Source organism: Paenibacillus sp. FSL P2-0322 (assembly GCF_037975315.1).
Taxonomy (GTDB): Bacteria; Bacillota; Bacilli; order Paenibacillales; family Paenibacillaceae; genus Paenibacillus; species Paenibacillus polymyxa_B.
In genome coordinates this window covers 1,645,707-1,666,147 of sequence record NZ_CP150243.1, presented here as the reverse complement: position 1 = coordinate 1,666,147, position 20,441 = coordinate 1,645,707, and the positions used below count along the sequence as shown (strand labels likewise).

Below are 20,441 nucleotides of genomic sequence, written 5' to 3'. Positions count from 1 at the left end.
CGATATGCTCGGTTAGAGGAAACAGCCTTATTGAAACACTTTATTTATCATCCACATTCCATTCTCTATAAAATTGCTCCAAGTACATCTCCATCCATTGATGCCGAACTTCCGCCAGCTCTCGGGCATAAGCGGTATTCATTAAATCCTTGAGTTTGAGCAGCTTTTCGTAAAAATGGTATATGGCACTTTTACCTGCGGCACGATAATCATGCTGTGAAAAGTCTTTATCCGGGTGATGCATCATACTGCCTTTTGAGCCAGCATACATAAAGGTTCTTGCAATCCCAATCGCTCCAAGAGCATCCAACCGATCCGCATCCTGCACAACTTGACCTTCCAGCGTTTCCATAGGCGGGTTTTGTCCACCATTGTAGGACATCGTAGCTATAATAGTCATCACGTGCGTGATCACATCTGGATCACTTACATGCAGAAGCAGCCACTGCTCTACTTTATCCAGGCCCGCTTGCTTGGAATCATTTAATTTTTCATCCGCTACATCATGCAGCAGTGCTGCCAGTTCACAAATAAACGAATCTGCGCCCTCTTTGGCAGCAATTTTAAGGGACAGCTTTCTCACCCGGTCTATATGCCACCAATCGTGACCACTATGATCATGCTCCAACTGCTGCTGTACAAAGGGCTCCGCCTTTTGAATAATATCTGCCAAAATCGCTTCCTGTTGCTCCGTTCGTCTCTCCATATGTCACCTTTCAATCCCGTCCATACTTTCTATGGTAGGTTCGTTTAATTTTTTAATGCTTGGCCATCTGCTTACTGCGAATCATTGAGAGCGCCTTACGGGCTGCCAGTTTCCCATTCGGGCTTCCGTGCTTCACCACTTCTTTTAATAATTCGGTCGCTGGTTCATATCCATGATGTCCTAAAAGGACACATGCTCGTTCCTGTACATACATATCCTCATCGTCCAAATAGGGAAGCAATGAGTCTAGTTCGCAGGTAGGCGTGATCGCCATTAAGCTATAAAGATGCTGACATCTCACATCATCATCCACAGGTGAATCCTTTTCTAGCAAGGCTCTTAGTTCATTCATGCAACGAATATCTTCCGCTAATTGTTCTGTGCTAATGTCCTCGCCGGACGGATAATCCTTACGTAGCTGTTCCCACTCCAGTGCTGGATTTTGCTCCAACTCTGCAATCAGAGAAAACGCACTTCTGTACGCCGGTGACAAATCCGTTTCCTCGTGACTTATATAACACAACTTATATGCTAACGGCCCCTCCACATATATGCCAACATAATTAGAATGGTCATCCGTCCATAGAGGGACGATATGTTTAAATACCTCGATCTGCCCCATCCACTTGATGCCCTCGGCAAGCTCTTGCTCATTCATGAGTTGAAGCTGAACGTTCCGTCCCTCTCGTTCCTTGCTATGTACATGCAAAGCTTCCACCATGTCGTCTGGCAGATGAATTGCTAGCCGTTCAAGTACCTCTTGTAAGCTCATTTTTCACGCTCCTTATCTTCTCTACTCAAAATCTACTATATAAAACCGAAAAGGACAGGCTTTCTTCATTTTATTCTATATGGTGTATGCTATCCAACCTTTAGAACGAGAAGTCAGTAACCTGACAAAAAAAGAACCTCCAAAACCACATGAATTGTAGTCGCGGAAGTTCTTTTACATTTTCCCTGCCCTATTTCTAATCCTATATAACTTATTCCGTATTCTTACTCCACGACACCAAGCTCGCGGTTTTTTTCCTTGAATCGGCTGTTATGAGAAGATACATATGCCGCTTTGTCAGCTGCTGGATCAATGTACAGCTTGGCGCTGTTCAGTGCAAGGGCGGCATCTGTGAACGTACCGGCAATTAGATACAGCTTGCTTCCGTACTCGACAAAATCGCCTGCTGCGAAAATCCCTGGCAGATTCGTTTCCAGCTTTTCGCTCACTCGGGCATGCCACTCACCCATATCCAGTCCCCAATCCCGAAGCGGGCCGAAGTCGGATTTAAGTCCATGATTCACGATGACGGCATCGACATTCAACACCTGTATTTCGCCCGTATCCACATGACTGATCGTAACCTGTTCAATCGTCTCTCCGTTGTTGCTATGTAGCTGACTCACCGCGTATGGTGTGAGAACACGGACCGAGGATGATTTCATACGAGCTACATTTTTCTCATGTCCGCCAAAGTGATCCCGACGATGTACGACAGTCACACTCGCCGCAATAGACTCCAGCTCATTCGCCCAATCCACTGCCGAGTCGCCTCCACCAGAAATCAGGACGTGCTTGCCCCGGAATGGCTCCAGCTCTTGTACAGTATAATGCAGGTTCGTAACCTCATAGCGGTCCGCCCCCTCAATCTCCAGCTTAGCCATTTTGAGAATACCATAGCCTACTGCCAGAACGATCGTGCGTGTCCAATGCTGTTCCCCTGTGGCAGAAGTTAGCAGGAACGTGCCATCCTCTTGCCGATCCAAACCAGTGATCTGCTGTCCCAGCACAATGGCAGGCTCGAACGTCCGCGCCTGCTGCTCCAGCTGATCAATCAGCTTTTCACATAAAACCGGGGTAACCCCCCCGACATCCCAAATCATCTTCTCTGGGTATATGCGCATTCGTCCGCCCAGCTCATGCTTGGCTTCGATCAGCTTGGTTTTCATATCTCTCATTCCACTGTAAAATGCGGTATACATACCGGCAGGACCACCGCCGATGATCGTTACATCATATAATTCCAAGGACACTGTCACTCTGCAACTCTCCCTATCATAACGTAATATGTCTGCTCCTATTATAAGTGATAATAATTATCAATATCAATTAAGAAATAAAAACATGACCATTACAGAGGTTTTTGTGACCTTAGAACTACATTTTATAGGTTTATATAGCTACTGCTTCCATTATTCTCGTAGATTATGCAAGGATTGCTGCACTATCGCATGCAATGCTTTTTCATTAAGTCCTGTCTGTACAAATTGAAAACGGTGATCTGCCAATTTCTGAACTCGGTCTATGATCTGCCCCAGATGATAAGCCGTATGCTCCACCACATGGTATACGTCATACATATTTATCGCCCCCGTATGGTCCAATGCTGCACAGAAGGATGAAAAAGCTTCTTCTACCTCATCCATCAGTTGTTCCTTGTTTTGCATGGAAGGTATAAAGCTATCCTCCATTCCTTGCTTGTATGTAATCGTCGGATCTATGAGCTTGGCTGCGTTTCTGCGCACATGTACCATGATATGGTTGATGATCCCACCAATGCTATTCGTTTCCGTCTCACCTACTCGCCATAGCACCTGTTCATCCAAAAGCACAATGCATGCCCGCAACTTTACCAAATATTGATCGTACATTCTGTGCTTGGATATGATTTTAAACTCATGCATAGAAGAATCCATATATTTATTTCCTCCTTCGTCCTATCAAGTGAATTTCTCAAAAAAATTACTTCCCTCGATCATCCAATACTGTTCAGGTGAAGGTACCTCGTTCAAAAAGTTTTGATATTCCCCTTTCCACCCCGCTGAGACATAGTGTTCAAACGAGGCTGGCTCAGGAAATAGCGAATAGAGAACTTTTTCATCAAAGTTAACATACAGAGCAGGACAGAACTCCAACACTTCATCCTGATGCTGAATAGCACCATCAAGCAACTGGAGCATTGAAGTTAGTTCCCCAGTAGCCACCTTATATTCACAGATGTGATCCAAAAATGCTCCCACTGTGGTTTCATCCAAAATAGGGATACCAAACCGTTCCTCCATCTCGGTATTCAAAAACCAATACTCTCTTTCCGTCACATACCAATTCCATTCCCCTTCAAAGATAACACCAACAATGATGTTTTGCGCATATTCAGGCCATAATTTCATGAGCTTCTCGCGTTCCCTTCTTTCTCACTCACAGTTCGATCCAAAACCGGTTTACACGGTTTCCGTCTTCCTCTATGTAATCCTTGTCCGGCGTTCCGCCATTTTGTATGATTGTTTTTTTGGAGGCAATATTATCGGAGTCGCATACGACCAGGGCTCGGGAAATCCCCAGCTCTTTTGCTTTTTCTAACGCCAAGGCCAGCATTGTAACAGCGTACCTGTTCCCTCGTGCAGAAGGACGGATACCGTAACCGATATGACCTCCGGCATTCATTAGGTGTTCGTTAAGGTCATGCCTGATATTCACTGCTCCCACGACCTGTTCATTCGCATTCACAAGCCAGTATGTTGAGCTTTTGACCCAGCCTTCAGACAGGTTGATTCCATTTTCCTGATTACTTAAAAGCGACAACATACCTTCAAAATCGTACGGCTCTACAGAGATCACCCAAGGCACCATATGCTCCTGGCTCTGTTTCCATTCCTCATAAAATGAAAGATAAGCTTCATTCCAGTCCTGATCCGGCTGTACCAATCTGACGGTCTGCATCCACTCACGGCCTCCTCTTTAAACGTTCAATTCATCTGCTATTGCTTATATTTCAATATCCATGAATTTTTGCGCCCAATCTGCAAAAGAGAGCTTATTATCCCAAGTGACTCGCTTCATCGCTTTGGCACATCCCCAGTTTAGAATCTGCTGATGCAGCATATGCACCCGGAAACGCTCAGTAAATCCTTCTTTGGCTTCCATCCCTTGTGCGTAAGCAGTAAGAAAACCCTTTGCCAACTCTTCTTCGCCGTTCTCCAAATGTCGTCGTCATCTCTACACACCGTAGCTCTTAATCGTTGCTTCCAGGGTTTCATCTGTATCCGCCAGCCAAACGAAACTAACCTCAAACGTTCCCGGCTCAAAAAATAATGGAAATCTCCGCTTAAACCAATCCTGCATCGGCAGATTTAGCGCCTCCTTCATATCCACCCACAGCAATTCTCCCTCAGGGGGATTTTTTAATAGCTCACCTTCAGTGGCTGTAGCCAAATAGTTAAAGACCATATATCTCAGCCCTTGACTTGGGTCACAATATTCGTCGATTCCTTTAAATACAATTTCCTTAACGGTTAAGCCTGTTTCTTCCTTTACTTCACGAATGGCCCCATTCACAATGCTTTCTGGAAACTCTACTTTTCCTCCTGGCGCAATATAACCCGGAAACCCCTTTCGATTGGGTCTATTCATAAGCAATACCTTGCTTCCGTCTTGAATCATACACATGGTATATATTTTGTGTGTCACTTCTGTTGTCAATCCGATCATACCTTTCTTTATTCACGATTCACTATAATCTAGCTTTACTTTCACACCGACAAACTGTGGTTAAATATGGTATTTCTCATACTTTAACTCGTTATTTTGTAGAGCGCAATAACTCTAACCATAGACTAGATTAGCGGGGTAACCTGGAGCGATCACAGTCCCTCGTCAAACAACTGTAGGCCTATGATTTCAAAGGCGACACCATCGCCCACTTTAACGTTGACATCACCATTCATTTCTTCAGAATCCAAAATAAACGTAGTGTCTCCTATTACAATCTCCAGACATTCTATCCCGCCTGCTTCGCCCTGCATCACTTGATGTATCGTTCCTTGAATCCAGTAGTCGCCTAGCTTGGGTTGAGGTCGAAAAATCCCTGTCTCTTCAGTAGACTTCAGCCTTCTGAACCCTTCTATACTGGATTGAGAAGTCTCGACCGAAATGACACAGCCGGGAATCATCTTATTCAAGCTTTGTTCATACGGAACAACATACGCATATCCAGAAGTCAGTTCATGCCAAAAATATGTCCAGTAGCCGTATACTTTTTCCTTGCCAATACTACGAATGATGATATGATGATCTTTATTTATTTCCTTGATCTGTACGCGCATATATAGAGTCCTCAGTAGATACTTTTCTTATAATAATAGTGTTTAAAGCTTCTTGGAGCATCGTCAATGACACCAACGACTTCATAGCCATGCTTTTCATAGAATTCGGGCGCTTGAAAAGTAAAGGTATTAAGTTGTATAAAATTACACCCTTTATCTTTAGCAATTTGTTCGATTTCACCAAGCAGTTGTGAACCGTAGCCCTTTCCTCTGTAGCGCTGATCTACCCACAAAATATCAACCTCCACCCAGTTCCAACATAGTACACTTAGGAGACCGCCGATCACCTGACCATCTTCATCTTTGAGCGTAAGATTAATCTCTTCGTATCGGGTTCGAATATCTGCTGGGACGTGTTTCGCATTAAACTCAATCAACTTGTTTCTGACTAAACGCGCTTCATCTCTACTACTTCGATTCATCTGAGGTTCCAGCGTCATGGCATAAATCCTCCAATTTAAAATGATTACTAGCACTTACTGATTTAAATATAGAAAATAATAGGGTTAAAATACTTTCATCTTCCTACTGTTATATATTGTATATACTTTTCTATGTTTAGTCACATGATTCAATTTAGATGGACAGAATTATTCTAATCTAAATATCGCTGATTGAAAGTCGCTCCCTGGATTCATGCAAAATATTTAGTAAACGAAAAAAGCAGGCCCCTCTGAAACGGAGAGCCTGCTATCGTTTGTATCCATCGTCTGTCCTACAGGAAAAAAGATGGGATGATTAAATTGAAATATCCAGTGATTTCCCAACTCCTGTAATATCACTGCTGTTAGCACTGTTGATACGAGTCGTTTCCATGTTACTTGGAGCGGGCTTTTCCATTTTTGGAGTTGACGTGCTGCTGGATTGCGAACTTTGCTGTGCAATTTGAGCTTCAATCTGTTTAATTTGCTGTTGAAGCTGCTTCATTTTTGTTTCTTTTGTATCTTTATTATCTTTACTTTGCTGTACCTTGTAGTACTCCGCTTCAAGTTGAGCTTTTTGCTTTTCCAGACTAGCTGTATCGTTGGTACTGGATGAAGACGAAGTGCTTGCAATAGATATAGAACTGCTGGATGTGGATGAAATGTTCATACGAGATTTCCCCTTTATAAAAGTATGAGTTTACACGTGTGGGCTAACCGGTTCTAAGCTATGGTATTGCACTCTAATGACTAAGACGACGATGATACAGATTGTTCAAAAATCTTAGCGATTTCATCGAATAAAGCCGATATTTCTTCATCTGTGGCATTCGATTTGTCTGTATTTCCCCACGCGTCTTTTAATGTAGAAAGCAGATCTGTTTCCTGATCTTTGTCCGAAGCTGTTGACCCGGATATAAGACTGGAACTCAGAACGCTTTGCAAATCACTCAGCAAGGATCTTTTTTCATCTACTGTAAGCTCTTTCTCAGATGTAGTGCTGTTATCCTCTTGATTGGAAGTCTCTTGGATATTCCATGCGAATGGAGGCATAATTCCACCCATTGCCTGCATCATAGGAGGCAGACCACTGCTATCCATTTGAGGATGGGACGGGTCTCCTTCAGGCGGCGGTGCAGGACGATTATTTTGGATCGTTTCTGCTATCTTATCGAATAGCTCCGATACTTCCTCATCTGTTGCCGTCGAAAGATCCACACCGGCTAATAAATCGTTAACCGAAGCCAATGGATTCTTCGTGCTATTGGTGAGTTCATCTGTATCAGAGGAAGCACTTGAAGACATCAGATAACTTTGCAGATCAGACAACAGCATTTTCTGTTGGTCTGTAGTTAGTGCAATGGTATCCTGGTCGTCGTACTTGTAATCATTACTGTAGTTTTCCGTAGGAAGCGGAGCCTGCATTCCTCCCGTGTATTCCATAAATTCCTTGCTCAATTCGAGTGAATCGTTAGATTTCTTGTGTGTGGTATGACCCGTGGTATTTAGTCCATTCTCATTTGACTTCACCGTATTCGATTGATCATAGGAAGTCGTGATGAGATGCCTGTTAATGGATAGTGACAAAGTAGATCCCCTCTCAGTGTACATAATGTTTTTAGCTGCCCACCTACCTTTCATCGGCAGCAAATCTGAATGCAACCTGAGGGGATGCTGAATGATAACTGAATAAATACAGACTCATTAATACCACTCTTTTTTTATTTCCTAGACCATAGTCAAGGAAAATCCCCTCCGCAGGACGGGGGGATTAACCCTACTCGAGACAGGAGTAAGTAAAGGGATAATTTGTTACTCTTAGCAAAGAATAAATGAACGTATTTTAAAAATTGAAAGTAGGGAAATGATGTATGATCCGTATTAGCCATTTGGTTCACGAGAGACTTATGTTCCTATTCAAATTTTTGTACTCGCCTGCATATGTGGGTAGTGTAACACCAAGTTCCAGATTTTTAGCTAAAAATATGATAGAATCCATTCCATGGAGTGAAGTTCATGCTGTCGCCGAGCTTGGTGCTGGCACGGGGGCAATTACTCAATACATCCCCTCTGCTGCTGAATTTCAACCCAGGGTTTTACTCTTTGAAAAGGACCAGGCCATGCAGCAGAATTTAAAAAGAAGATTCCCGAATTATCTGTGCTATTCCGACTCGCGTGAGCTTCAGCTTGCTATGAAAAATGCCCAAATAGAACAGCTTGACTGCATAATTAGCGGGCTGCCATTTTTCAATTTTCCACAAGAGATGCGAAATCAAATTATAGAACAAATTCATCTATCACTCAGGGATGGAGGAATGTTTGTCGCCTTTCAATACTCTAAACAGATGAAGCAGCAGTTAGGTGAATGGTTTGATATTGAAGAAATCAAGTTTGTGCCTATGAACGTTCCACCCGCATTCGTATATGTATGCCGAAAGAAAGCATAAGAAAGGAGTATGCGTATGGACGTGGAATATTTAATTTCCATCATCGAACAATACGGCTATGCAGCATTATTCTTTTCTCTATGGCTCGGAATTGTGGGTCTGCCCATCCCGGACGAAGTCATTGTGATGACTGGCGGGGCTGTAACAAGCATGGGCATACTTCACCCGTTACCCGCTTTTTTAATTGTATATCTTGGGGTTATATCAGGCTTGTCCTTAGGTTATGTATTGGGGAGAACCGTGGGTACACCGATTCTAGAACGTTTGCGCCGGAAGAAAAAAATGGACAAGTACATTACGTTTTCGGAAAAATTAGTACATAAGTATGGAAACTTCACTATTTGCATCAGTTATTTGCTACCGATCGTCCGTCACATTATTCCATATATTGTCGGAATCAATAAAATGAGCTTCAAGCGCTATGCCCTCTTCTCTTATTCAACGGGCTTGATCTGGACGCTAATCTTCTTTCTGCTCGGACGTATCTTTGGCGATCATGTACAAGCAGCAGGAGAACTGATCCATCGTTATGGCCTGCAGATGGCATTGCTTCTCATCATGCTGACAATTATATTTTTTATAATGAAATTTGTGTGGGGGAAGAAAACAACGGAGGAGTAAAGGTTGAGTATATTCTGCATGTCCATAATATAAGCGAATTTAAAAGTTACCTTTGGTTTTGTCCTTTTTAGCAATACTATCCATATGATATACTATAAACTAACAACAGAATGGCTTAGATGGGCGGTCGGCTAGTCTCCTGCAAAGGAGGTGATGCCTGTGGAGGTTAAAGATACATTAATGTTGATGATTCAATTTGCAACGTTGGTGATCTTGATTATTTCCTTCAACAAAAAGAAATAGACCGCCCTCCGGAAAAGGTTAGCGGTCTATTTTACTAATCCAACCCTACAGCCACCGCCCTTATAAGCGGCTGTTGTAAAAGAGTGAGGATGTTGGTAGCATCCTTACTCTTTTTTAGTATATACTTATTAGCTTTAGTTTATCACAGGAAAAACCATATTGCCAATATGGAAAATCTTTTTAAGAGGCAGCTTTCACCCTACGTTACTTCTTTAATTGAAGCAGCTTAACCAGCTTGTCATGAATGGCAGTATTCGGGTAATTCCCGCTAAACTGAGAAGATCCGGGGCCCATCGCGGTTAACGCCACATCAACAGATGTATGTCCTCCTGTGGTCCAGTCGATATAAAACTTTTCATTAGAGCCTTTTACAGTAAAAGGACCATCCTCTTTGGAGACGCCTTCACCGGATTCATCCTCCGCATCTTCGCCTTCAATCGCCAAACCGCCCGTTTCATGATCTGCCGTCACCAACACTAATGTATCTGGATGCGCTTTGGCATACTCTTTAGCTACTTTAACGGCCTTATCGAGCTGTTGCCCAGCCTTAATCGTTAACTCACCTTCATTGTCATGCGCCATCTCATCCGTTCCTTCTTCCTCTACCATCAGGAAAAAACCTTTTTGGTTTTTGGAAAGAACATCAATCGCTTTAGCCGTCATATCCGGTAAAGAAACCGTTGGGTTGTAAGAGTTACCCAGCTTGTTGTGAGCTTGAAACATCTCTTCATTGGCGAACAGCCCTAACAACTTAGAACCTTTAGCTGCTTTCATTTCTGTCTGATCTGTCACATAGCTATAACCCAGCTTCTTCGCTTGTTCTACCAAATTTCCTTGAGTTCCCTTACTAGCTTCCTCAGGATCTTCTGCCGGAGCATCTGGATGTTTGCCTACTGTTCCTGCAGGGTACCAGAAATCCTCACCACCGCCCAGAATAACATCCACCTTGCTTTTCTCCAGATACTGCTTGGCAATCTCGCTTTGAGCGGAGCGTTTTTCGACATGCGCACCAAAGGCGGCCCCGGTTGCGTCTGTCACTTGGCTTGTCGTCACAACACCTGTAGACATGCCTGCCTTTTTAGCCAGCTCCATAATCGTTGTCACTGGTTTTTTATTCAAATCCATTCCGATCGCGCCGTTATACGTTTTCACACCTGTTGCAATTGCAGTCGCAGCGGCGGCGGAATCCGTAACAAGATTATCCCCTGAACTTGTGCTAACCAAGCCGGTTACAGGCATGTTGTCCATTTCAAGTAATCCCGATTTCCCTACCGTCGCCAAGCGAATCGCGTTGCGACTTGCTTCTCCCATACCATCGCCGATAAAGAGAATGACATTCTTAGGAGCATCGACTTTCGCTGACGAGGTTTTCAGTCCTTTGGATACCTGTGCGGTAGTAGACTTGGTACTAGATGAGGCTGCAAAAGCGTTAGGGATATTAGCAGATAACAATGGCGCACTCAAAACGGTAATGGCACCGAAAGCAAGGATACTCTTTTTCATCGAACGCTTTTTCACAAGGTCACACTCCAATAAATTTAATATTCATATATGATAAAGTAATCATATATCTGCTTTGTAAAGCATCGTAAAGCAAAAGATTACACGAATGTAAAATTTGGAGTGACCACCTGTTTTTTATAAAACAAAAGAAGACACCGACTCTTGGTTTATCAAAGTCGATGCCCTCTGGCGTCTATATTTAAATGGCGGCGATATTTTTGCCGATCGGCATGGTGTAGTAGAGCGGTTTTTGCTGTCCATTTTGCTGATAGACTACAAGCAGAAGCGTGCGGCCTTCGGCTGTCAATGGACTTCCCCCACTCAGGATATGATCCAGACTAAATGGCAGTACATCCAGCACCGCGTGCTTTTGCAGTTCCTTTTCACTCAGCTTCAATGAAGCAAAGGCTGGAATAATCTCGCGGTATGGCTGAGGCTGTTGATTGCCTAGATTCGCCTCACCTGTACTCTCCTTGCTCGCATCTGCCACTAAATCTGCAACCGCAGGTGACAACAGCGCGTCCGGGTGCTGGAGAATCATTTTCATGTAGCTGGACCAATCGTCCTTCTCCAAGGTATGCTCCCACCAGATTTTACGCGGCTTGTATTTATGGTTCAGGAAATAATCAAGCTTCATCAGTCCAAGCACCATATCCATTCGCTTTGTTCCACGCGATTCCAGAAAGGACTGGAGACGCGTGAACAAGTCTTCGAGCTGATGTCCGATTTTTTGCCAGCCCTGTCCTTCCCAGTAGTCTCCGAATTCCTGAAAGAAATCAAAAGCGGACGAGAATTCACGCTCAATCAGATAGTTGACTGTATGATCCATACGATGAGAGTTCCAGTATTTCTCCAATACATCTTCCAAGCGCTTGAGCCGGACGATATCGGCAAAGGAAAGGACGTCATTGCTCAGCATTTCATACGGCGCAACATCCATATACGTATAGTTATACTTGTCTGCGTCGATACGCAGTCCGGTGCCACGCAGCATTTTGAGGAAGCCAAGTTGAAGCTCTTCCGGGCCGAGCGCAAAAACGTCATTAAACGTTTTACGGAATGTGTTGTAGTCCTCCAAGGGCAATCCGGCGATCAAATCCAAATGCTGGTCGATTTTACCGCTTTGTTTGACCTTGGTAACAGTACGGGAAAGTTTGGTAAAGTTCTGGCGACGCTTAACCAACTCATTGGTGGGATCATTCGTTGATTGGACGCCGATTTCAAATCGAAATACGCCCGGTGGCGCGTTTTCCGCCAAATAATCCAACACCTCAGGACGCATAATATCTGCCGTAATCTCAAACTGGAAGACACAGCCACGGTGATTTTCAATCAAAAATTTGAACATTTCCAGTGCATAATCGCGTTTAATATTAAACGTCCGATCCACGAACTTGATTAGGTTGGCCCCATTGTCGATCAGATACAAAATATCTGACTTTGTGCGCTCAATATCGTAATAACGTACCCCAACCTCAATGCTGGACAGACAAAACTGGCAGCTGAACGGACAGCCCCGGCTCGTTTCAAAATAAACAACCCGTTTCCCGAGTTCCGGTATATCCTCTGCAAAACGATAGGGCGACGGCAGCTCGTTCAAGTCCGCTTTCGGGCGGCCGGGCATCTGAATAACCTCTTCTCCCTTACGGTAAGCCAGTCCATATACAAAATGGAACTTGCGATCCCCTTCCAGCTCCTGCAGCAGTTGATGGAATGTTTCTTCTCCTTCACCAACCACGATAAAATCCACATTCGCCAAACGCTTCATCCAGTGATCCGTATCGTAGGATACCTCCGGACCACCCAGAACAATTTTGACCTCGGGCATAATTTTTTTCAACACATCAATGACTTTAATCGTCTCTTCAATGTTCCAAATATAACAGGAAAAGCCGATAACATCTGCCCCCCGTTGAAACAAATCGGATACGATGTTCATCACCGGGTCCTTAATTGTGTACTCCGCCAGCTCGATATCAAAGTCCTTTTCACTGTAGGCTTTGAGGCATCGAATTGCCAGCGAGGTATGAATATATTTTGCATTTAATGTTGATAAAATGACTTTCATAGGTCACAACCTTTTATAGTTTGCATGAACTGTTCTATCCTTACCTTAGTATAGCTATTCAAAATCCTCGTACACATCGTCTGCATAAATTTCGTCCTCGCTTACCGTTCCCCCGATATTCCCCTGATTTTGAAAAAAATCAAGAAATGGCTTGCCGTACTTGCGGAACTTCACTTCGCCGACACCCTTGATCCGCAACATGTCTGCCTCGGATTGCGGGCTCGCTACGCTCATCTCACGCAGCGTCGCATCATTGAAAATGATATAAGACGGTACATGCTCCTGAGCGGCCAGATCGCGACGAATCAGGCGCAATTGCTCGAACACGGTTTCGTTGACTGCAGCCGGGTATGCATCGCGTCCCTGTCGTCCGCGTGAACCTGCTCCACCTGCAAAAGCCGTGGCATGTCGCACCACACGCTGCATGACCTCTCGCTGGCCTTTCAGCACTTCAGCCGCAAGCTGCTGCAAGCGTACGACCGGATATTGTCCCTCGGACAACATCAGATAGCCTTCCGAAACAAGAACATTGATAATTTCAGCAATTTCTTTTTCCGTCCGGTTGCCCATCACGCCATAGGTTGGCAGGCTGTCAAAACCATACTGCAGTACTTTTTTGTTACGCGAGCCTTTCAAGACCGAGGCGACCATCGAGACCCCATAACGCTCCCGCATGCGATGAATGCACGAAAAAATCTTTTGCGCATCTATGGTCATATCAACCAGTTCCCGCTCATCTGTACATGAACTACATATACCGCAAGCTTCATGCTCTTCCGCTTCTCCGAAATACTCAAGCTGTGCCGTACGTAGGCAACGAGTCGTGTAGCAATAATCAACCATCTGCTGGAGCTTGCGGTAGTCGTTGCGCTTGCGGTCTTCATCCTGTGGATTTTGCTCAATCAGAAACTTCTGCGTCACAATATCTTGCGGTCCGAACAGCAAAATACATTGACTCGGGTCGCCATCACGTCCTGCGCGTCCCGCCTCTTGCACGTAAGCCTCCATATTTTTAGGCATGTTGTAGTGAATGACATAGCGTACGTTCGATTTATCTATCCCCATGCCGAAGGCATTGGTTGCTACAATGACACGGATATCGTCGTACAAAAACCCTTCCTGGCTATCTGCACGTTCCTGATCTGTCATCCCGGCATGATAGCGCCCGGCTGCCATGCCTGCGTCACGCAGCCGTTGGTACAAATCGTCCACGTCCTTACGTGTCGCCGCATAAATAATGCCCGATTCCCCCTCATGCTCACGGGCATAATTCAGTAAAAAGCTACGTTTGTCTTCCCCGCGCAGCACACTGAACGCCAAATTGGGCCGCCCAAGGCCTGTAACGAACGTCTCCGGTGAGCGCAGACGAAGCAGGCGCACGATATCATCCATGACCTGCGGTGTCGCCGTTGCCGTAAACGCCGCCACGATTGGGCGTTCATACAGCCCGTCCACGAATGGAGCCACAGCCAGATAGCTGGTACGGAAATCATGGCCCCACTGGGATACGCAGTGTGCCTCATCTACCGCAACGCAGGAAATTGGCAACTGAGCCATTTCATCGCGAAACCAGTCCAGTTCCAGTCGTTCCGGTGCGACATACAGCAACTTCAAGTCACCATTTCGTGCAGCTCGTATGCGGTCATTCACTTCTCGACCACTCAACGTACTATTGATGTAGGCAGCAGCAATCCCCATTGTGGTCAGCGCATCCACCTGGTCTTTCATCAGCGAGATGAGCGGTGACACGACAATGGTCAGCCCCTCATGCAACAACGCGGGGATCTGGTAGCATATCGATTTTCCGCCTCCTGTCGGCATGATGCCCAACGTATCGTTGCCCTCCAGCATACTGGCCACAATTTTCTTTTGTCCCTCCCGGAAATCGGGATAGCCATAAAATTTTTGCAGCAAGTCCTGCGCCCGTTCCAATGTTGGTGCTTGTACAGTCATAGTTTCAAAACTCCTCATATTTCTAGCGTCCTTGACGCATATCGGCTTTTCTTTCGTTACCTTTAGTTTACCGGGGTTCAGGGTAATGTTCAACCGCTAGAAGACTGCCAATCTGGTTTAGTCCCTTATGGCGCTCGCTGTTTTCTCATGATATAGTGAACACGGTGCCGCAAATTTGTCCATAACTATGAAGAGACACGGTTCCAAGAAGGAGAAAGAATCCATGAACAATCGGAAACCCCAACGGAAAAATCATACAAAATCTACGTCAAACGCAAGCCATTCCAAACGCAGTCATAAACCTGCCGGAAGATCTGGCTCCCATAAACCGGAAGCTCAACGGAGAACGAATGCTTTAGATAAAGCCCCTGCCAAAACATACATCGTCCAGGAGCCTGCCGAGCTATTGAGCTTTTTAGTAGAACATGTGACTGGCATGGGTCGTAACTCCATTAAATCAGCACTGGCTCGTGGGCAGGTGTCCGTCAACGGCATTCCGCGTACCGTGCATAATTTTCCACTGGAGCAAGGTCAGACTGTCGCTCTTTCCAAGGAAAAAATAACTCCCGTCGTACCACTGACTGGGCTACGTATTTTGCATGAGGATGAAGCCATTATCGTTATCCATAAGGATGCCGGGTTGCTGTCCGTGGCTTCAGCGCAGGAGCAGGAAGTAACAGCATATCGCCAGCTTACGGCCCATGTGAGGCGCGAACATCCGTACAATCGTATTTTTGTACTGCATCGTTTGGATCGTGATACATCAGGAGTGATGATGTTTGCGAAAAGTGAAGCCATACAGCAGGAAATGCAAAAAGCGTGGAAGGAAGTTGTGTATGAACGAACATACATTGCTCTTGTCGAAGGACAAGTTAAAAAAGCTGAGGGTACAATCACTTCATGGCTGAAAGAAAGCAAGACGCTAAAAATGTATTCCAGTCCTTATCCGAATGACGGACAGCACGCAGTCACTCATTACAAGCTGCTTCAAGCCAATCGGCATTTTTCTTTGCTGGAAGTACGTTTGGAAACCGGACGCAAAAATCAAATCCGCGTACATATGGAGGATATCGGCCATCCAATTGTTGGAGATAAAAAATACGGTTCCAAATCCAAGTCGATTGGGCGTCTTGGCCTACATGCGAGGGTATTGTCATTTATTCATCCCGTCACCGGAGTATTGCTGCGTTTTGAATCCGACATTCCTAAAACCTTTTTGAATCCGTTTCGGGAGTAGAATTGGCAAAGCATACGGAGATTAGATGGAAAAATATAAGAGGAAATGAGGGGGCTGTAGAAGACAGCACCCTTTTTTGATTGATTAAGCGGTATACCTCCGAACACCATCAGCCATTTTCATCAACTCATCCCATATATATATGGGCGTATTACACACTGGACAATCTACCCAACCGTTTAAATAGGGTAATTGGGCAAGCAGCTTGTTCTCTTCAATTTTTTGGGCATATTCGTGTAACCACTGCATATTAGCACCTCTACGGTCCAATGAACGGGGGCTGATCGGATGGGGAACCAGATTGTCTGAATTTACAGGATCTTTATCATAGACAACCAGGGTGTCATTCTGTTCATCAGGCCAAATATAGAGCGGGGTACCGCAATGCGGACAATCCAGCGTATATTCGTCACCTGTATCGAAGCTTTGTAGCATATAAGCTACGCAGCGATAACCCTGAAAAGCAGCACCCGCAGCCAGAACATAGCGTTTACCGATATCTCCTTCGTGTTCCTTCGCATAGAGCACCATTTCTTCAGTCAATTCTGCAAGTCGGACAATGGCACTCCGATATTGCGCATAAATATATTCAGCCAGACTAGAATCCACTTTCACCTGATCCCTTGTAAATTCCAATGGAACTTTGGTATGTAGAGGATTGTTATTCTTCGCTTCGAATATTCCGCAAATGTTATATATATCTGCACGAATCCCTATATCAGAACTTTTTAACGCAATGTCTACAAGGTAAGGTACAGCCGCAAATGTACAAGTATACAACGTATTTTGGTGATACAGTTCCTCCCAATACAAGGTGTCAGCCATTTCGCCGTCATATCCGGCTTGGAGCTGCTTCAACATTTCTGGGACGTATTGAGAAGAACCGTAGGGGCCTTGGAGCAGAGTCCAGGCCGGATCGGACAAAGCCAGCATCTTGATACTCCTTTCACCGTTTTTCTTACAGTAGAGGATTTTGCAAAAATCTCATAAGCGACTTCCAATGAACTTTCCAATGAACAAGATATAGATCGAAATGGTTTAGTTCGTCTATATCTTGCACTTCGGAGCGACTGGAATCGAATTTTGCAAAATCCTGACAGTAACATGGGATCGGTTTGTAAATTAAATTTTGCTATCAAAATTCATTTTAACTTCATAATTCTCAGCTTCTTACGTTTATTTCATTATACGCACATTATTAGCTGAAGTTGCTTTTCTCGATTTACGCAATATACAAAATCACTATTTTTTCGGGTCTATAATCATATTCGGTTAAGCTTTCAGCATTGTGAAGGTGACACACATTAAATTAATGAATTACTAACCCGGTTCTTATGTTTTACTACGAGTCCTCTGTCCATTCAGTTCCTTCGCCCTATGCATAGTCTACATTATAAGTCCTGTTACTTAAAAATCGCTGAGTAAGAAATAAAGTATATATACGTTAAAATTTCCATACATGTAAAAACAAAGACGCTCCCCTGCCTGTTTTTAATTATGCCAAACGGGTAAGACATACTTGTTCAAGGCTTTAATCTAACAGCTACAGAACTGATTTTATGAATCGGTATATGAAAAGGAGTGTTGGGAATATTATGTATGAATACTGCGACTATAAGGGGAAATAGCCTATGACCATAACACCGGAACAGCGGATTACCCTGCACGGATTTAACAATTTGACCAAATCATTGAGCTTCAACATGTACGATATTTGTTACACCAAAACCAAAGAAGAACGCGAGGCGTATATTGAATATATTGATGAACAATACAACTCAGATCGGCTGACAGCTATTTTAAAAAATGTATCTGACATTATCGGCGCCCACGTACTCAACGTAGCCCAGCAGGATTATGTACCTCAAGGAGCCAGCGTAACAGTACTTATATCAGAAGGACCCATTGTGGAGGTACCGACTGAATCTTATGCCGAGTCACCAGGCCCCCTGCCTGAATCTGTCGTGATACAGCTGGATAAAAGCCATATTACGGTGCACACCTACCCGGAATATCATCCAGACGAGGGGATCAGTACGTTTCGAGCTGATATTGATGTCTCTACCTGTGGGGAAATCTCCCCGCTCAAGGCACTCCACTATTTGACTCATTCTTTCGACACCGACATTATGACGATTGATTACCGGGTACGCGGCTTCACACGTGATACGAATGGACATAAGCTTTTCATCGACCATGATATCGCCTCCATTCAAAACTATATTCCGGACGAAGTGCGCAGTCTGTATGACATGATCGACGTGAATGTGTATCAGGAAAATATTTTCCATACCAAATGTAAGCTAAAACAATTCGATCTGGACAATTACCTGTTCGGCTACACCAAGGAAAGTCTGAGTGAAAAAGAGCAACAAAATATATCAACACGTCTCAAGATCGAAATGGACGAAATTTACTACGGTAAAAATATGACGTAACAGATCGAATGCGTGAAAATAAAATAGATCATTTTATTGAAAAAAGGATGATCGCTTGGACTGGAATACAGCCGGGCTTTCGTCCTTTTTTAAATACAAAATAATAGATATTACTCAACTTGATCTGTACAAGCGAGAGATTGTTCACTATGATAGGGGAAGAAACCACTAATTTAAAATATCAGCATAGATTTACATCCGTTTCCTATTGTAAGCGCAATCAATTGATCCTAAGTATGATTTTGTTATGGAAGACAAAGGAGGAATTTGTATGCAAGGCGGTATTGGCGGTAAAAACATCATTTTGCGATTGGAAATTTCCACCGGACACATCCAATTTGGTCAATTGATTACGCTGGTAAACGAACATGGCGGAGATGTGATTGCCATTGACGTCATTAGCACCTCTGAGAAGGTCACTGTGAGGGATATTACAGTTACCATTGCCGATCCAGCAGAAATCGACCGAATGATTGCTCGGATTAAAAAAGCACAAGGTGTTAAGGTATTATCCATCTCTGATCGTACCTTCCTATTACACCTCGGGGGCAAAATTGAAATGCAGCCCAAAGTCCCAATTCAAAACCGCGATGACTTATCCCGGGTATATACCCCCGATGTGGCACGCGTATGCATGGCGATTCACGAGGAACCGGACAAAGCTTTCCGCTTGACGATCAAGCGCAACACGGTCGCTGTCGTCTCTGACGGAAGCGCTGTTCTCGGGCTAGGTAACATCGGTCCCTATGCAGCCATGCCGGTTATGGAAGGCAAAGCCATGCTGTTCAAGCAGCTCGGCTCCGTCGATGCCTTTCCAATCTGTCTGGATACGCAGGACACCGAAGAGATCATTAAGGCCATTAAACAAATGGCCCCAGCTTTTGGCGGGATTAATCTGGAGGATATTTCGTCGCCACGATGCTTTGAGATTGAACAGCGGTTACGTAAAGAGCTGGACATACCTGTTTTTCATGACGATCAGCACGGCACAGCTGTCGTTTTATACGCAGGGCTGATCAATGCGCTCAAGGTTGTCGGCAAAGCCCTGTCTGACGTCAAAATTGTCGTCTGTGGTATCGGGGCTGCGGGTGTGGCCTGTACGAAAATTTTGCTATCTGCAGGAGCAGTCAACATCATTGGCGTAGATCGTCACGGAGCGCTTACAGCTGATGAAACATACGAGCATCCGATGTGGAACTGGTATGCGCAGCATACCAACCCTGATCGGCTGTCCGGCACGCTGTCCGAGGTTCTGAAGGATGCTGACGTGTTTATCGGGCTGTCGGCAGGTGGACTACTGCAACGAGAAGACGTGAAACGTATGAAAGAAGCCCCGGTGCTGTTCACTATGGCTAACCCGGTTCCCGAAATTGCGCCAGAGGACGTCGAGGACATTGCGGGTGTCATCGCCACCGGACGTTCGGACTATCCTAACCAAATTAACAATGTGCTTTGTTTCCCTGGCATCTTTCGAGCGGCGCTCGACTGCCGTGCCCGTGAAATCAACGAAGAGATGAAGCTGGCGGCCGCAGAGGCCATCGCAGGCACGATCCGTCCTGAAGAACTAAACAAGCTGTATATTATCCCTGGTGTATTTAACGAGAGTGCAGTTCAACGGGTGCGTGAAAAGGTGATTCAAGCCGCGATTGCGAGCGGTACAGCCAGAAGAGTGCCTCGGGATTTCAGATAAAAGAAAAGGATTGCTCCCC

21 protein-coding genes are annotated in these 20,441 nt (G+C 44.7%); 5 read left to right on the top strand and 16 right to left on the bottom strand.

The window, feature by feature from the left end:
- Positions 1–40 precede the first annotated feature (40 nt).
- The 12 genes from MKY24_RS07310 to MKY24_RS07255 all read right to left on the bottom strand — a co-directional run bounded on the left by MKY24_RS07310 (position 41) and on the right by MKY24_RS07255 (position 7,809).
- On the bottom strand, positions 41–706 hold the full coding sequence (locus MKY24_RS07310; protein ID WP_053324935.1) for an HD domain-containing protein: 666 nt from the start codon (positions 704–706) through the stop codon (positions 41–43).
- Between the two features lie 52 nt (positions 707–758).
- The gene (locus tag MKY24_RS07305) at positions 759–1,478 is read right to left on the bottom strand and encodes a HEAT repeat domain-containing protein (RefSeq protein WP_028542988.1); all 720 of its coding nucleotides are present in this window, start codon (positions 1,476–1,478) and stop codon (positions 759–761) included.
- A 224-nt stretch (positions 1,479–1,702) separates the two neighbouring features.
- Positions 1,703–2,737, bottom strand: coding sequence for an NAD(P)/FAD-dependent oxidoreductase (locus MKY24_RS07300; RefSeq protein ID WP_076294967.1), 1,035 nt, complete (start codon positions 2,735–2,737; stop codon positions 1,703–1,705).
- A gap of 153 nt (positions 2,738–2,890) precedes the next feature.
- The gene (locus MKY24_RS07295) at positions 2,891–3,394 is read right to left on the bottom strand and encodes a DUF1572 family protein (RefSeq protein WP_053324932.1); all 504 of its coding nucleotides are present in this window, start codon (positions 3,392–3,394) and stop codon (positions 2,891–2,893) included.
- A gap of 24 nt (positions 3,395–3,418) precedes the next feature.
- Positions 3,419–3,868: a hypothetical protein gene (locus tag MKY24_RS07290; RefSeq protein ID WP_028542990.1), complete on the bottom strand. Its 450-nt coding sequence runs from the start codon at positions 3,866–3,868 to the stop codon at positions 3,419–3,421.
- A 28-nt stretch (positions 3,869–3,896) separates the two neighbouring features.
- Positions 3,897–4,418, bottom strand: coding sequence for a GNAT family N-acetyltransferase (locus MKY24_RS07285; protein ID WP_028542991.1), 522 nt, complete (start codon positions 4,416–4,418; stop codon positions 3,897–3,899).
- A gap of 45 nt (positions 4,419–4,463) precedes the next feature.
- On the bottom strand, positions 4,464–4,679 hold the full coding sequence (locus MKY24_RS07280; RefSeq protein WP_339201666.1) for a hypothetical protein: 216 nt from the start codon (positions 4,677–4,679) through the stop codon (positions 4,464–4,466).
- A gap of 15 nt (positions 4,680–4,694) precedes the next feature.
- Positions 4,695–5,186, bottom strand: a complete 492-nt coding sequence (locus MKY24_RS07275) for an 8-oxo-dGTP diphosphatase (RefSeq protein ID WP_053324929.1) — start codon at positions 5,184–5,186, stop codon at positions 4,695–4,697.
- A 152-nt stretch (positions 5,187–5,338) separates the two neighbouring features.
- Positions 5,339–5,800: a hypothetical protein gene (locus tag MKY24_RS07270; protein ID WP_339201665.1), complete on the bottom strand. Its 462-nt coding sequence runs from the start codon at positions 5,798–5,800 to the stop codon at positions 5,339–5,341.
- A gap of 11 nt (positions 5,801–5,811) precedes the next feature.
- Positions 5,812–6,240 (bottom strand): GNAT family N-acetyltransferase, encoded by a 429-nt coding sequence (locus tag MKY24_RS07265; RefSeq protein WP_053324927.1) that lies wholly within the window; start codon positions 6,238–6,240, stop codon positions 5,812–5,814.
- Between the two features lie 298 nt (positions 6,241–6,538).
- Complete coding sequence (locus MKY24_RS07260; RefSeq protein ID WP_339201664.1) at positions 6,539–6,892, bottom strand: FlxA-like family protein; 354 nt, start codon at positions 6,890–6,892, stop codon at positions 6,539–6,541.
- An 80-nt stretch (positions 6,893–6,972) separates the two neighbouring features.
- Entirely contained in the window at positions 6,973–7,809 is an 837-nt protein-coding gene (locus MKY24_RS07255) for a hypothetical protein (RefSeq protein WP_076294969.1), read from the bottom strand.
- A 284-nt stretch (positions 7,810–8,093) separates the two neighbouring features.
- On the opposite strand from MKY24_RS07255, the gene MKY24_RS07250 reads away from it, so the two are divergent.
- Both MKY24_RS07250 and MKY24_RS07245 read left to right on the top strand, forming a co-directional pair.
- Positions 8,094–8,669 (top strand): phospholipid methyltransferase, encoded by a 576-nt coding sequence (locus tag MKY24_RS07250; RefSeq protein ID WP_028542997.1) that lies wholly within the window; start codon positions 8,094–8,096, stop codon positions 8,667–8,669.
- A 15-nt stretch (positions 8,670–8,684) separates the two neighbouring features.
- Complete coding sequence (locus MKY24_RS07245; RefSeq protein WP_023987704.1) at positions 8,685–9,290, top strand: DedA family protein; 606 nt, start codon at positions 8,685–8,687, stop codon at positions 9,288–9,290.
- 447 nt (positions 9,291–9,737) lie between these two features.
- Here MKY24_RS07245 and MKY24_RS07240 read toward each other — a convergent pair whose 3' ends face one another.
- The 3 genes from MKY24_RS07240 to recQ form a co-directional block, all read right to left on the bottom strand.
- A complete protein-coding gene (locus tag MKY24_RS07240; RefSeq protein ID WP_023987703.1) occupies positions 9,738–11,051 on the bottom strand; it encodes an alkaline phosphatase in 1,314 nt (437 codons plus the stop codon).
- A 184-nt stretch (positions 11,052–11,235) separates the two neighbouring features.
- Positions 11,236–13,104 carry a B12-binding domain-containing radical SAM protein gene (locus MKY24_RS07235; RefSeq protein ID WP_339201661.1) on the bottom strand — a complete coding sequence of 623 codons (1,869 nt, stop codon included), beginning with the start codon at positions 13,102–13,104 and terminating at the stop codon, positions 11,236–11,238.
- Between the two features lie 54 nt (positions 13,105–13,158).
- Entirely contained in the window at positions 13,159–15,057 is a 1,899-nt protein-coding gene (gene recQ / locus MKY24_RS07230) for a DNA helicase RecQ (protein ID WP_023987701.1), read from the bottom strand.
- Between the two features lie 223 nt (positions 15,058–15,280).
- On the opposite strand from recQ, the gene MKY24_RS07225 reads away from it, so the two are divergent.
- Positions 15,281–16,294 (top strand): RluA family pseudouridine synthase, encoded by a 1,014-nt coding sequence (locus tag MKY24_RS07225; protein WP_023987700.1) that lies wholly within the window; start codon positions 15,281–15,283, stop codon positions 16,292–16,294.
- A gap of 84 nt (positions 16,295–16,378) precedes the next feature.
- On the opposite strand, the gene MKY24_RS07220 is transcribed toward MKY24_RS07225, so the two are convergent.
- Positions 16,379–17,227: a hypothetical protein gene (locus MKY24_RS07220; protein ID WP_023987699.1), complete on the bottom strand. Its 849-nt coding sequence runs from the start codon at positions 17,225–17,227 to the stop codon at positions 16,379–16,381.
- Positions 17,228–17,925: 698 nt separating this feature from the next.
- Here MKY24_RS07220 and speD point away from each other — a divergent pair.
- Both speD and MKY24_RS07210 read left to right on the top strand, forming a co-directional pair.
- Positions 17,926–18,732 carry an adenosylmethionine decarboxylase gene (gene speD / locus MKY24_RS07215; RefSeq protein ID WP_053324922.1) on the top strand — a complete coding sequence of 269 codons (807 nt, stop codon included), beginning with the start codon at positions 17,926–17,928 and terminating at the stop codon, positions 18,730–18,732.
- 271 nt (positions 18,733–19,003) lie between these two features.
- Positions 19,004–20,422 carry an NAD-dependent malic enzyme gene (locus MKY24_RS07210; RefSeq protein ID WP_028543003.1) on the top strand — a complete coding sequence of 473 codons (1,419 nt, stop codon included), beginning with the start codon at positions 19,004–19,006 and terminating at the stop codon, positions 20,420–20,422.
- Positions 20,423–20,441 lie beyond the last annotated feature (19 nt).